Genomic DNA, 13,323 nt, shown 5'->3' with positions numbered 1-13,323 from the left:
ATCATTCGCCAAGTGATGATCGGGCGAATGCAGATCGCTGCACGAACTCGAGATTGCAAGTTTAAGATGCCTGCAGCTGGATCGCTTGTCCGGTATCCCAAGAGCCAACCATGCTCGCGCTGCACTCTTGAGGTACTTGATCATGGTACAAGGACTGGCGTTGTTCGATGAGTGCGCGCTTCCGAGAGGCAAGAAGCTTGAACGCCGCATAGGTTTTAGCGATGCCGGATAGCTTGAGGTGGCCAGGTCCCATTCCGGGGTGAAGTGAGAGGAGGGACTTGTCGATAAGATTGCCGATCGATTTGATGATATCTGCCTGCTCGAAGTCATCGTCTTCCATCACTGCGAGGGCAGCATCAACGGAGAACTCGCCCGGGAATACCGACAGTTGCCTGAATACCCGTTGATCCATGTCGGATAAAAGAGCGTAACTCCAATCCATCATCGCTTCCGCGGTTTGATGGCGCGGGTTGGCGTATCGACTGCCCCTCCATCGCAAGGAGAGCTGGTTGTCCAACAGCTCCGCGACCCGATCCAGACCGTACGGGCCCATGCGGCTCGCCACAAGTTCGATCGCCAGCGGATTGCCGTCCAATCTCCGGCAAATAGCCGCTATTGTCGCTGCTTCCTCGTCGCCTAACGACTCCAGATAGCCGCTATCGACCGCACGTTCCACGAAAAGCTGGATCGCGGGCCAAAGTAGCGCCTGAGCGGCAGTCAAACGCCCTGGGTGCGCAGGAACACCAAGTGGCCGGAGAAGATATACGGCCTCGCCGGGCAAACGGAACGCTTCTCGACTCGTGGCGAGAATATGCGCACTGGCGGTCCGCCTGAGCAGCGGACCCACGATTTCGGCCACGGCGTCAATAACGTGTTCGCAGTTGTCAAGGATCACGAGGGTGCTTCGTGGAGACAACTGACCAATGATGTCGCCGATGGCATCGCTTGCTGAAAAGGGGATCTCCAGAGCCGAGGCTACCGCTCCCAATACGGCCGTTTGATCATCGATCATGCCGAGATCGACAAAACACGCATGGTCGAACATGTGGAGGGCGTGCGCCACCAAGATGGCCAGAGTCGTCTTGCCGACCCCTCCTGCACCCACAACGGTCACGAAGCGGCGCTCAGCCACCATCTGCGAAAGTTTGGAAATACTCTCGTCTCTGCCGATAGGGTGGCTCAAACGAGGCGGAAAAGAGGTAGTCGTTGCGCCGTCAGATCCATTGCAGCAAGCCTGGTGGCAGCTCAAGGACGCATACCTGTCCTCCGGCTCGGACGCCTCTTCCCATATGACCGGGGCGACGAAGCTGTAGCCGCGGCCCGCCACGCTGACAATATAGCGATTGCCGTTTTCGCCACAGCCGATTTCGCGCCTCAGATGTGTCATTTGCACTCTTATGTTAGAGGTTTCGACGTGGAGACCGGGCCATGCGAATGCCATGAGCTCCCCGTGAGAGAGGACCCGTCCGTGATTTTGAACGAGAGCGGCAAGGATGTCGAAGGCACGGCTGCCTATCGCAAGCAGATCGTCGCCTCGCCGGAGAACCCTTGCAGCCGGATTCAAGCGATATGGTCCGAATCCGAAATAGCCGTTCCCAGCGTGAGATCCCATATTGGTTCCCCTCAATGGTTTTGCACTCGTAGGGCAGTCAATCCATATATATTCAGTTTCAATATTATAAGAGTTCGCTCCCAAAGGGGGGTAAAATCCGGTAAATATTAGCGCGGGATGGTTTGCCACGGCAGAAGCTTCGGAGGCACTGACGAGCAGACCTTTGCGGCGACGTTGTTTATTGATTTTAAGATCAAGTATCGGGTGTCCCGTCGAGGAAAGACTTAGCGGCGGGCGGTGGGCGGCCCGTAAGAATGAGGCAACTGGGGTAAGTTCGTCCAACAGGCCCCCACAGGTGGGAGGCAAACCTCCCGTGTTCGTTCGCTTAGAGTGATGTGGAGATTGCCGCGTCCGCCCGCGATAGTGACCTCGATATCATTCTTCCGGCGGGATCATCAGCGCGTGAAGGGGAACACATGGTATCGACGGATCCGAATGATGTGGTGGCATTTGGTCCCTTTCGCCTTCACCGGGAACATCGCCGTTTGTTTTGCGGTGCCGAAGAGGTTCAGCTTGGTGGTCGGGCAATGGAGATGCTTGTGACGTTGGCCCGGAAGAAGGGCGAATTGGTACATAAGCAAGAGCTATACAATGCTGCATGGCCCGGCATCTTTGTTCATGAGGCCAATCTGAAAGTGACAATCGCTTCGCTCAGACGGACACTCAAGGAATATTCTCCCGCAGAGGACTATATCAGGACGCTTATAGGCCGCGGCTATTGGCTAAGCGATCAGGTGAATAGCGGAGATATCCCGGGCATTGCGGATCTGCCAGTTGTGGCAAATACCCGGTTCCCCGAATTGGGAACGGTTATTGGGCGGGATGCCGAAATCGCTGCATTGCGAGACAATGTTGCTGCCAACCGTTTGACGACGATCGTTGGCCCGGGGGGCATCGGAAAGACAACGGTTGCCGTGGCTACTGTGCAACTGCTCGAGGACGAGGAGGGAGGTCTCGTTACCTTCATAGATTTCTCCCGCGCGGCCGGCGAGGAATTCGTCATCTCTTCAGTTGCCGCGGCTCTCGGCATCAGTTCAGGTAGCCAGGATCGGCTCGAGGCGATCTCATCCATCCTCGCTCGAAGGAAGACCTTGCTCTTGCTGGACACGTGCGAGCATGTGCTCAATGCCGTTGCGCATCTTTGCGATGTCATTCTTGTGAACACTAGTGACGTCAGGATCGTTGCGACGAGCCGCCAGGCTCTTCGCGCGAAGCGAGAAGAGGTCTTCTGGCTTGCTCCTCTGCAAGTGCCACCGCCTGGCCGTACCTACACGGCCGAACAGGTCCTTGGCTATTCCGCACCACAACTTCTCGTCGAACGAGCCTCCGAGAAGGGTCAATACACGATGGAAGAGGGGGATGCGCCTGCGATCGCTGAGATCTGCAGGCGGCTCGATGGATCGCCTCTTGCCATCGAGCTAATTTCGTCACGACTGTCAAGCCGAAGTGCTCCTGACGTCCTTAAAGAACTTGACGATCGTTTCACCACGCTGGTTGGTCCCGACCAGGAAGGACCGCTTCGTCAACAGACCCTGCTCGCGACGTTGGAGTGGAGTTACGCGCTCCTGACGAACAACGAAGCAGCCGTGTTGCGTGCCATCTCAATCTTCATGGGTACGTTCGACATGGATGCGGTTGTGAGCGTCGTTATCCACCATGAGCTGGATCCAACGGCCGTTTTCGATGCCGTCGCAGGGCTGCGCGCCAAGTCGATGCTGATCGTTGAACGGATAGCGGGTGGGATGCGATACCGCCTTCTCGACAGCACTCGAGCCTTCGCAGGCAAGCTGCTGGAAGCTTCGGCGGAGTTGACCGCCGTGTCGGAGGCTTATGCCCGCCTTGTATTGGGTGTCTTCGCGCGTGCGAATGCCGACCAGGCAAGACTTCCGGCGCGGCAGTGGCACGCCGCCTACGCCAGTCATGCGGACGATTTACGCAGGGCCATCAGTTGGGCGCTCTTTCTTGGCGGCGATCCGCTACTTGGCATGCAACTGGTCGCGTCTGGCATACCTTTATGGCATGAGTTGTCGTTGAGCGAAGAAGCCCGCATGAATTGCGAGCGTGCGCTGGCCGAGTTCGATCGCATCGGCTGCAATGATCGAGCTCTGAAGCTTAAGCTGATCGTAGGGCTGGCGGCCGTAAGCAGCTACATATCAGCCGATGCGGAGAAGGCCATTAAGACGTTTGAAACCGCAATTCGGTTGTCACGTGAGATCGGCGATACTCATGCCGAGTGCCAGGCCTTGGGCGCCCTGGCGAGATATCGGCTTCTGCCTGGCAACCAGACCGAGGTCCGGAAGATCCTCAAGGAGTTGAAGCGTGTCGCAACGCGCTCGAACAATCGCTCGGCGCAGTGGGAGCATGAGTTTCTTCTTACTGAAATGGACATCATCCATTGCCAATATCCACCCGCAATAGCTCGGATGGAGAAGTTGCGTCAAGAGCTGCGGAGCGCTTCGGAGGCTTCCTTTTCGCGTTTTGATCTTGATCCCAGGATCAGATCGGAAACGGCAATAAGCGCGCTCACGTGGCTTGGCTCGCGCAGACCCGGAACAGGCCTGAGCGGCGCCCAAATTATTGCGCGCGAGGCGTTGGAGGCCCACCATGGATGGACACTAATCTACTCTTATGTGCACGGAATACTTTTCGTTCTGAGCGAATGTCAGGAGTGGGCTCAAGCCAAGTATTACGCCGAGCTACTGAAGGACACGATCTATCGTCACGGTATGCCGGCGTGGATTCCGGTCGCAAACTGCCATATTGAAGCTTTGGACGCGCTTTCCGGCGTTCGAAAGGATCCGGATGGACTAATGTCAGCGTTTGATGAGCTCCGCATGGGCCTTAAGCAGATCGGACGTCACGTTTACTATGCGCTTTTGATAAGGGCCCTCTATGCGAACGGGCACGTGGACCAAGGCGCACGGATTCTCGACTATTTGTTCGAGGTAGGGCCGCAACGTTCGATGGTGCCTGAGCTGCTACGTCTTAGGGCTGCCAAGGAACGGTCGGTCGGCCGCGACGAAGAAGCGCTTTCCACCCTGCGGCAATCTTTGATAGTGGCAGAGGAAAATGGAGCATGGGCGTGGCGGATCCGTTGTGCAACCGATCTTGCCGTCCTCTTGAAAGACCAGAGGCAGATCGACGACGCCAAGCGGGTGCTTGAGCCGGTATACGGCCGCTTCCTTGACGGATTTGACATTCCTGACTTGCAACAGGCCCGAAGTGTCTTGACGGAGCTGCAGAATTTTGGGGTGTCGTGAGTTCATAGCGGATAATTCGGTGTTTGCTCATACGCCCACCGGCCGGTCAGCGGTTTTTCGGGTCACAACATTGCTTGCCAGCCAGCCGTGTATCGAATGCACCACGACCGATCCCTCGCCAACACTCGATGCAACGCGCTTCACGGATTGAGAACGAACATCGCCGACCGCGAATATGCCAGAGACACTGGTCGCATATGGCGAACCCTTAGGCACGCCATTGTTGTCGTTCCCGGTAAGAATAAAACCGCGGCTGTCGAGTTGGACGCAACCGTCAAGCCAATCGGTGTTCGGGACAGCCCCGATCATCAGAAAGAGATTTGAAATCGCCTGCTCGCACTCCTCCTTCCCGCGTTGTTGCCATCGGACGCTGGAAAGATGGTCTTCGCCGAGAAGTGAAGTGATTTCGCTCCGGGTATGCAGCGTGATCCGGGGGGACATGGTGATGCGCCCGACAAGATAGTCCGACATGGTGTCCGAAAGCCCGGCTCCTCGGACGAGCAGATGCACGTGACGGGCCTGTGCCGACAGGAAGATCGCGGCCTGCCCGGCGGAGTTTCCACCACCCACCACCGCGACTTGCGTGCCTGCGCAAAGCTGTGCTTCGATCGACGTGGCCGCATAGTGAATTCCCTTCCCTTCGAAGCGCTGGGACTCAGGAGTATCCAATCTTCGGTATCGCGCGCCAGTCGCAACAACGACAGATCGGCCAAATACGACGTTGCCCCCTTCCAAATGCACCCCAAACGGATAGCAAGTGCAATCGAGACGCAAAGCCGCATCGGCGACGACGAACCGGGCACCGAACTTCTGAGCCTGTATTTGTGCTCGCCGAGCAAGATCCTGTCCCGAAATACCCATTGGAAATCCGAGGTAGTTCTCGATACGCGAACTCGCGCTCGCCTGCCCACCGGGTCCAACTGCCTCTATGACCAGCGTGTCCAATCCTTCGGATGCAGCGTAGACCGCCGCGGCGAGTCCCGATGGCCCGGCACCCACCACAACCACGTCGTATACATGCGAAGAGTTTAGCCTCTCGGTGATACCAAGAGCTTCGGCAAGATCATGGTTGGTCGGCTGAATGAGCACCCTCAGGCCATTGAGAACTACGATCGGCAGGCTGTCGGCATCTGCATGAAAGGATTCCATTGCCGCCCGCGCATCGTCGTCGACATCGGTGTCGAGGCAGCGATAGGGATAGCCGTTCATTTCCAGAAAGGTTTGAATTCGTACCGTATTTCCGGAGCGGCAACTGCCCACGATCACGGTGCCGCCCTCGGCGTAATCCAGAAGTCTGGCGCGCCTCAATATAAGCGCGCGCAGAACGATCTCTCCGATATCCGGTTCGGCGTTGACCAGCCTTAGAAGCGATGCGCGGGAAAGGCGGATGACAGACGTGGAAGCCGTGGTTTGCGCGCACACCAGGACCGCCCGCCCGTTGAGATGATGCAACTCTCCGGTGAATTGGTTTTGCCGGTGCGTGGCGACAAGCGCATGACCGCCGTGCCCGTCGCTTTCGAACACGTCGACCGACCCGTTCAGAATGACGAAGAAATCGACCTCCCGATCACCGACTTCATACAAATATTCACCGCTGTCGAAGCGATCCTTTCGTCCGAACGGGGCAATGCGTGCCACCATGTCGGGCGTGAGGCGAGGAAACGCCTCGCCGGGGATCTCCCGCAGTGCGGCGGAAATCGGGCTATTGGCCGTGCTTGAGTCACCGCTATGGGCCATCAGGAAAACCTCGGTACGGCCCGCGCTGCGACGTTTGGATGTGCCGTGGCGAAAAAATGCGCGGTCGAAAGTTGGTTTCTGTCATCGCTGGGTCATCCAACGGGAATTACTCGATGATGAGCCTAACCGCGCGTGCTTGCTGCGGCTTGTAAAAAAGCGCTTATCGTCGCGAAATTCTGCAAACTCGAAGTATTGTTCGGGCCGTACTTCCTCATGCGCTGGCCTGCATTGCGTACCGACGTAACTACCGTACTCGACGAGCGCTATTTCGGCACGCGTTGCCGGCAATATGATCCGAGCCGCCCTCGGCAAGGTGATCGAGTTTGCCCGGAGGTTAGGATCATGGCCCGGTTCACTTCATTCGAATTGCCTTGGGGCGCGTCAACGTCATCTCGAATTAAGACCGATCAAATGATGCCGCTACCGTGACGGGGCTATAGCCGTTGTTAAATGAGGTTAAACTCCGGAAAAATGTGCTGCTTTTCGGCGTGAGCCGTCTCGGCTGCATTTGGGCGCTCGACGACTGCTCTTTCGCGTTTGGGGCCTGGTAGGTTGCAGGCCGCTTGTGGGACGGGCGTGTCCTGTTGGTAATCGGGGCTTCGTTCGTCGACGCTGATTCGCGGGAAGTGTGCTAGTTGCCCGCCGGCGCGAGAACTTGCATTCGTATCACCTTCACGCCGCCCACAGCCAGGTCCGGCAGCCTGGCAAACCAGTCTTGGACATAGGGCATGGCATTGTGAGCCTCGAAGTCGGCCTCGTTGGCGAAGATCTCATAGAAGATGAAGTGCCCGGGGACTTCACGGTTTTCCTGGAGAAAATAGACAAGGTTGGCGGGGTCGGTGCGGACAAGATCAATGAGCGGCAGCGTAATGGCACGCAATTCTGCCTCCTTGCCCGGTTTGGCGTGAACCTCGGCAACAACTGAATAGGCTCCATTGGCAATCTTGGCGTAGCCTTGGCCCGGGCCCTGCTGCGCCGCGGCCGCGCTGGCGCTGAAAATCGACCCCGCGAGCAGGACGGCTGAAGTCTGCAATCGTAGCGGTGTGAACATTCGTTTCTCCATATCCTGCAAAGTCGCAAGGTTGACCGCAACCCAACTGGCTCAGGGTCGAAAATCAAACGCGATTGCCTGCGAGGTTCACTTTGCTCCTGCAACGGCAAGATGTGCCTGCAGCCCATCGGCGAACCGCTTCTTCACGGGGCCGAGCGCCTTGACGAATTCGAGCTGTTCGCCCTCCGGCCCCTTGCAGTAGATCAGCTCCCAGCCGTCCGATGGCGCAACCGTAACCTTGTTGGTATTGGCGCTGAGGGGGGCCGCCTTTCGTTCCTCTTCCGTCGAAACTCGAATGATGCGATTGGCCCGCACCTGGGTCATGCCGCGCCTGGCGGACTCCGCTTCGAGATCGGCGATGAACTGGTTGAAGTCGACATCATCCCGAACATAGAAGCAGATGTGCATCATGCGCGGGAACGCCGGGCTCATGTGCTCCAGCGGTTCCGCGAAACTTTTGGAACCGCCCATGGGCTGGTCGGCATCGCGATACTGCAGGAGTTCGATCACCACATTGTCGAACTGGATGAACCGCACGTCGAGGCGCTGGGCGCCGTCCCTCAGGTCGGGCACGCCGATCGTTCTTGGATTGACGCCCTGTTGCTTGGCGAGGATTTCCTGGTCGGCAAGCAGCGTGTTCTGGACAGCGTCGCCTTGAAAGTCACCGTGGCGAAAGACTTCTGTCCCACCAAGAACTTCGGTGTAGAATTCATACGCGCGTGTCATGTTCTGCACGGTGAGGCCGAAATGCTGTATGCCCTGGAGCCGGGCACTCAGCAAACCTGGATCGCGGATTGCGGCGGGCGTTTCCTGAGCGGATGCAGTTGTGTTGGCTGTGAGGGCAGCGGCAAATCCGCCAATTGCAGCGCCTCCGGCGGCGCGAATGATGGCGCGGCGATCCGGGTTGTCCGGTTGTACAATGGTCTCTTGCTGGTGAGACATCGTCGTCTCCTGTTGATCGGGAAGTGACCGCCCAAACATTAGCGCAACCGCAGTTGCGGTGGTTGTTAAGATGGGCGAAATTTGGTGAATCGAGATTGTCGTCCTGGTGAGACGAGCGTTCTGGCTACGCGGAAGCGGGCGGTCGTCTCAAGCTGTTAACCGGGCATGGCCCGTTGAATGCAAGTCTCCGTGCAGTCAGGGCGGGCCCCCGGGTACCGGCAAAACTGCTCCTGCAAATCCCATTCTTTGTCGTCTCGACCCCGGCTGCGAGGCGGTGACCTCAACCATGTCGGCGGTCAACACCGCATGCTTGATCACAGCCTTCACTGCTTGCCGATATGAGCGAGGGCAGATCTCAGCGGCTCGTCGGAGACATGAACGGCGCCGAGGTACGGATGCGCCATGTCCACGATCAGAAATACCGCTCCCGCAACCGAGACCGCGCATACAAGGATGATGCAGACAACCGTTGCATTCGGCGGCGCCTGAAGCCCGAATGTCGCGAACAGCCACGCCAGCCAGAACACGAGGATCACAAGAAACGCGGTCGGGAGCCCTTCCGTACCGGTCTCCACCATCATCCAATGCGCTTCGGCGATTTCGCCGCTGACCACCAAGGCGCGGGACTGAAGTGTGCGATGAGCCTCGTCCACCCGCGCCAATGCACGGATTTCGACCTGTACCGGCTCGACAGTCTGCGATGCGTCATATGGATCGACAGGCGCCTCGTCCTCGTTCCTGTCGCCCCAACCGCTTCTCAGCCTTGTTTCGATGAGCTCACGCAAACGGCCGCGCGCCTCCGAGGTCTCGTCGCCGTACTGGGCCAGGATGCGGTCGAGCAGAATGACACGGGCGACCGAGCTTCGAAGTTCCGCGTCCGCATTGTCGTAGACGTTCTTCGCAGAAACGATGAGAAGGCCGAGCGCGAGCGCTGACAATGTTCCAACGATAGCCGTCGCCAAGCGGATGACCTCCTTGGAGTCGGCATCCAGATGATCGTTCGGCAGGCGGGCACGCAGCGCCATGCCGGCAAAGGTGGCGGCGACCAGGGATGCGAAGACGATCCCGCCGACTAAGATGGAGCCCATCTCGCAGTTTCCCTGTCGTGCGTGGTTCCCGATGATCTCAAAGGCGTGGCCAGGTCTGCGATTCACACACTACTTTCAGGACGCAACCCTTCAGTTTCAGTGCCTTGCCTGATACCGTCAGAGTACCGTCGTATGTCTTGTTGGCGTCGGGATCGGTGATCTTGCCTTCATAGCTGCCGTCCTTGCCCCTGAAGGTACCAATCTGCTTTCCAACATGCTTGCCGGACTTAAGCGTGATGCAGTAGCCTGCACCGCAGGACGTGATCGCGGCAGTGTCTCCAAGCTCAGTTTTCCAGTTTCCCACGATCGGATCTTCTGCATGGGCGATGGCGGCGCCGCCAGCGAGTGCGGTGATGGCAATAAACATGCGCTTCATGTCGTTCTCCCAGGTTGGATTGCAATTCCTTCAGTTTCATTCTCGGCCACAGCCATTGTTGGCTGGCCTCCGCTACAGGCCCGCAGGGCTAGGCCGGCGGAGCGTTCCAATTTCGGGGTGGAGCAGCAAACGGAGCACAGCACCGCAAGTAAAAGGAGCCCCACGCCAGATGAACCCGCCCTCGTGCAGCCCGAAATCTTGAACGTTCGATACCAATGGGCGCCTTGCAACAGCGCAACGTTCGGCGCAACCATTGCGACCATCGGCGCATCCGCGGGCACCAGCACGTGACCGGGATCGTCCAACAACATTGGCTCAGCAGAGTCGCGGACCCAGTCGCCTGTATGGTCAAGAGCCATGAAGATAGCGCTCGCGGAAGTCTTCATCCGAGCTTCGTCCTGGCCGCTCTACGAGGGGCACACGTCCCAGAAGCCAGTCGTTTTGGCAGGCGTCGTATAATACCAGCAATATCCCGGCTTGGGAGGCGTGCCCGCTATCGAGGCCGCTGTCGCCCCGGCGATGAAGCCTATCGCGGCGCCTGCAGCGATGGCGCCGCCTGGCCTCCAGTAGCGATGGGGAGAGATGACAACGACGCCACGGCGTGGAACAGGACGATAAACCGGAGCGGTTCGTGCCCCGGCGGCACAGCCGCGTGGTCCGCACGCCGCCGCCGCACAACCTCTAGGTCCGCACGCGGCTGCTGCCCGCCTCGCCTCCGCGGGCGAGGGGTCGAGTATCGGCGCGCAGACAAGCGTCAAAACAGATATCGTTGCGAGTAGGTTGGCGGTGGGTTTGAGAAGGTTCATCAGTAATCTCCTTGTTGGATTTGCGGGCGCCTGACCGGCTTTCCGACTGGACCTACTTCGCAAACAGAAAGATGAGAGCCATCCGCAAGCCCGCACCACTGGGGCCGTTTTCCGGCGCTTCGGCCCAGAATGGAATGACAAGAGCGTAGCCTTGTCGCCATGGTCGGGGTCGCAACCGTGATCGTAGTTCACCTGGAGAGCGAACCGGATTGGAGAGCTTCTTCACATCGATGCCGTCTCCGTTGAACAACATTTTCACGCAAGCGGCGTCCTAGAAGCGAAACGCTACGCCGATGATCGGCCCCTGTTCCACGACGTCGAAGACGAACCCGTCATTGTTGTAGTTCACACCGACCGCCCGGTAGCCAGCGACTGCCGAGATCGTGTCGGTGAACCTGTAGCCGAGGGCAAGGGAGACATCCCAGTCGAGATCGGCGCCGCCGCCGCCGACCAGGCCCCATCCAGTCACGTAGATTTCGGGTGTGAAAAAGTAATTGCCGCGGACACCAGCGAGGGCGTCGACCCAGGTCGCGCCGTCGTCCGCTTCACGGCCACCGAGCAGCCCGCCGTTGAATCCGATGGTCGTGTCGACTGACCACACACGGACGCCGGCGACGATGTCGAGATGCCCTGACGGGTTCTCGAGCACGGAATATCCGGCTCCGAGCAATCCGGCGAAGGTTTTCGAGGTCACGTCGACGCTGTCGGCCAGGATGCCGTTTCTCGTGTTCGCGTCTGCTCCAAGCTTGGTGTACATGACGTCGGCAAAGATGCTGAAACGCTCGTAGCGTGCTTCACCCGCTGCCATGAAGGCGAAGTCGAGGTTCTCCAGTATATCGTCGACGCTGGAGTCGATGTGGACTTCGGGCAAACCGAATTGCGCAATGTCTCCCGAAAGCCCTGCTGCCCAGAAGTAGGGCGCGGCCGTATAGGTCCATCCGCTTTCACTCTCGATCACCTTCGCTTCGGGAACCCCGGGCGCGATGTCGGCCGATTGAACCGCAGACGCAACGCCTAGGCCGGCCCAAAACACGGCAGCCTGCAATAATAAAACCCGCATGGAGTCCCTCTGTTTGCCTGAGACTGAATCGCCCTGATCGACCGTCTCGCAGTCCCGATGGGAATATGCCGTAAAAGCCGCCTGTGCCTATGTATCTTACAGTATAATCTGTCCGCGGATTCAGCGCTTGCAGTTCCGTGCCGGTCGGGTTTGATCGCAATTTTCTGCGGCGGTCTGCTGTGTTCGGCCTGTACCTGCCACGCTTCCGACATGGGTTGCGTAATTGTCGCGTGTATTCTGATCGACGACAGCAACGGGTGCGGCTAGAACGAGACCGGCGACGTTGCCGGCTGTAGCCGCAGCCCCGGTCGTTGCAACGAGGATCTGGTCGCCAAGTCCGACCCTGCTGTCGGTCAAAGTCTGCCCCTCGGAGATGCGCTGGCCGATAAGCTGGACGATCTGGGGCGATTCAGCGAATTTCCCGTGATTCATCCTGTCACCGGATTTTACCTTGGTAAGATCGATGACCATAATCTTGTTGGCTTCCAGTTCTTTCTTGTAGGGAGCTTGCTCGGGGTCGATAGCACCGAGCCTTGAGACGTCACCCCAGACGCGGCGGGAAAACGCCAGAGCCTTGTCGTCACGGGATACGAACAGCGTGAACTGCGGGTGCTGCTTACCCATGTCGGCGATCTGCTGGCTGAAGACGTCAACGTCGACGTCCGGTGCCGCGAGCATCACGTTCTTGAACTTCTGGGGCAGGCGCCCGTTGCGAATGGCCATCTGGCGCAAGGATTCCAGTGCCAGCCAGTTCCCCATCGAGTGAGCAAGGATCGATACTTCCTTCACCTCGGCGTCGTTTGCCAGATATTGAAAAAGCGTCTCCAACGCATTGCGTGTGTAGTTTGTGCTCTCACGGTCATAACCGTAGGCAAGCAGGCTGCCGCGCGAGGGCCATGTCACCAGGACGGGTGCGCTTTGAACGCCGGCGTCGTGCACGATCTGCGCGAAGCGGTAGACAGCATCTTCGAAGCGGTTGTTGAAGCCGTGAATGAAGACCAGCACGCTACCGTCTGGGGTCCTTTTGACGCTTGCGCTCAACCATTTCTTGGCTTCGTCAACGTTGAGGTCGCCGGCCTTGATGGTGGCGAAGTCGGTAGCGGGATTGGACGGCAATCTCTTCGGCCAGGCGACCTGTCCCTCCTTGCGCACTTTGCTCGGCGGAATGGATATCGTCATGTCGGCAAACGCGGGAGCCCGCGCACGTTCTCCGTTGAACATTTCACCTGGCACGGTCGAACGGGTGCGGGTCGTGGCGATCAGCATGTCCACTTTCGGCGATTGCGGAGATGTATTTGCCACTGGGGTCAATACACCCTTCGGATGGCCGCCACATCCGGTAAGCAGTGCAACTACTACACCTACAACAAACCAACGAAGCCAGCTTTTTT

The 13,323-nt window shown here is 58.5% G+C and carries 10 protein-coding genes and 1 pseudogene; 2 read left to right on the top strand and 9 right to left on the bottom strand.

Translation table 11 applies throughout. The annotated features are described in order from the left end of the window. Positions 1-61: 61 nt before the first annotated feature. Entirely contained in the window at positions 62-1,612 is a 1,551-nt protein-coding gene (locus tag EV130_RS25905) for an ATP-binding protein (RefSeq protein ID WP_132662182.1), read from the bottom strand. A 416-nt stretch (positions 1,613-2,028) separates the two neighbouring features. On the opposite strand from EV130_RS25905, the pseudogene EV130_RS34395 reads away from it, so the two are divergent. Together EV130_RS34395 and EV130_RS25900 are read left to right on the top strand one after the other, a co-directional pair. Beyond that, positions 2,029-2,322, top strand: a pseudogene (locus tag EV130_RS34395) (winged helix-turn-helix domain-containing protein); the annotation flags it as partial. Between the two features lie 381 nt (positions 2,323-2,703). Then, positions 2,704-4,872 (top strand): ATP-binding protein, encoded by a 2,169-nt coding sequence (locus EV130_RS25900; protein ID WP_245520124.1) that lies wholly within the window; start codon positions 2,704-2,706, stop codon positions 4,870-4,872. A 27-nt stretch (positions 4,873-4,899) separates the two neighbouring features. On the opposite strand, the gene EV130_RS25895 is transcribed toward EV130_RS25900, so the two are convergent. The 8 genes from EV130_RS25895 to EV130_RS25860 all read right to left on the bottom strand — a co-directional run bounded on the left by EV130_RS25895 (position 4,900) and on the right by EV130_RS25860 (position 13,243). Beyond that, positions 4,900-6,609 carry an FAD-dependent oxidoreductase gene (locus EV130_RS25895; RefSeq protein WP_132553598.1) on the bottom strand — a complete coding sequence of 570 codons (1,710 nt, stop codon included), beginning with the start codon at positions 6,607-6,609 and terminating at the stop codon, positions 4,900-4,902. 631 nt (positions 6,610-7,240) lie between these two features. After that, positions 7,241-7,660 (bottom strand): putative quinol monooxygenase, encoded by a 420-nt coding sequence (locus EV130_RS25890; RefSeq protein WP_132553596.1) that lies wholly within the window; start codon positions 7,658-7,660, stop codon positions 7,241-7,243. An 87-nt stretch (positions 7,661-7,747) separates the two neighbouring features. Further along, complete coding sequence (locus EV130_RS25885; protein WP_132662094.1) at positions 7,748-8,602, bottom strand: VOC family protein; 855 nt, start codon at positions 8,600-8,602, stop codon at positions 7,748-7,750. A 323-nt stretch (positions 8,603-8,925) separates the two neighbouring features. Beyond that, a complete protein-coding gene (locus EV130_RS25880; RefSeq protein ID WP_132662092.1) occupies positions 8,926-9,690 on the bottom strand; it encodes a bestrophin-like domain in 765 nt (254 codons plus the stop codon). 37 nt (positions 9,691-9,727) lie between these two features. Continuing rightward, complete coding sequence (locus EV130_RS25875; RefSeq protein ID WP_132553590.1) at positions 9,728-10,066, bottom strand: DUF2147 domain-containing protein; 339 nt, start codon at positions 10,064-10,066, stop codon at positions 9,728-9,730. Between the two features lie 407 nt (positions 10,067-10,473). Continuing rightward, the gene (locus EV130_RS33505) at positions 10,474-10,872 is read right to left on the bottom strand and encodes a hypothetical protein (RefSeq protein ID WP_074062255.1); all 399 of its coding nucleotides are present in this window, start codon (positions 10,870-10,872) and stop codon (positions 10,474-10,476) included. A 271-nt stretch (positions 10,873-11,143) separates the two neighbouring features. Then, positions 11,144-11,932 carry a hypothetical protein gene (locus EV130_RS25865; protein WP_132662090.1) on the bottom strand — a complete coding sequence of 263 codons (789 nt, stop codon included), beginning with the start codon at positions 11,930-11,932 and terminating at the stop codon, positions 11,144-11,146. Positions 11,933-12,052: 120 nt separating this feature from the next. Beyond that, complete coding sequence (locus EV130_RS25860) at positions 12,053-13,243, bottom strand: alpha/beta hydrolase (protein WP_245520112.1); 1,191 nt, start codon at positions 13,241-13,243, stop codon at positions 12,053-12,055. Positions 13,244-13,323 lie beyond the last annotated feature (80 nt).

This window comes from Rhizobium azibense (assembly GCF_004342325.1).
Taxonomy (GTDB): Bacteria; Pseudomonadota; Alphaproteobacteria; order Rhizobiales; family Rhizobiaceae; genus Rhizobium; species Rhizobium etli_B.
This window is presented reverse-complemented; position numbering and strand designations above follow the sequence as displayed.

Bases quoted from the DNA above. Each gene is read 5' to 3' on its own strand.
- EV130_RS25905 (WP_132662182.1), bottom strand. From the start codon at position 1,612: ATGGGATCTCACGCTGGGAACGGCTATTTCGGATTCGGACCATATCGC.
- EV130_RS25895 (WP_132553598.1), bottom strand. From the start codon at position 6,609: ATGGCCCATAGCGGTGACTCAAGCACGGCCAATAGCCCGATTTCCGCC.
- EV130_RS25890 (WP_132553596.1), bottom strand. From the start codon at position 7,660: ATGTTCACACCGCTACGATTGCAGACTTCAGCCGTCCTGCTCGCGGGG.
- EV130_RS25885 (WP_132662094.1), bottom strand. From the start codon at position 8,602: ATGTCTCACCAGCAAGAGACCATTGTACAACCGGACAACCCGGATCGC.
- EV130_RS25880 (WP_132662092.1), bottom strand. From the start codon at position 9,690: ATGGGCTCCATCTTAGTCGGCGGGATCGTCTTCGCATCCCTGGTCGCC.
- EV130_RS25875 (WP_132553590.1), bottom strand. From the start codon at position 10,066: ATGAAGCGCATGTTTATTGCCATCACCGCACTCGCTGGCGGCGCCGCC.
- EV130_RS33505 (WP_074062255.1), bottom strand. From the start codon at position 10,872: ATGAACCTTCTCAAACCCACCGCCAACCTACTCGCAACGATATCTGTT.
- EV130_RS25865 (WP_132662090.1), bottom strand. From the start codon at position 11,932: ATGCGGGTTTTATTATTGCAGGCTGCCGTGTTTTGGGCCGGCCTAGGC.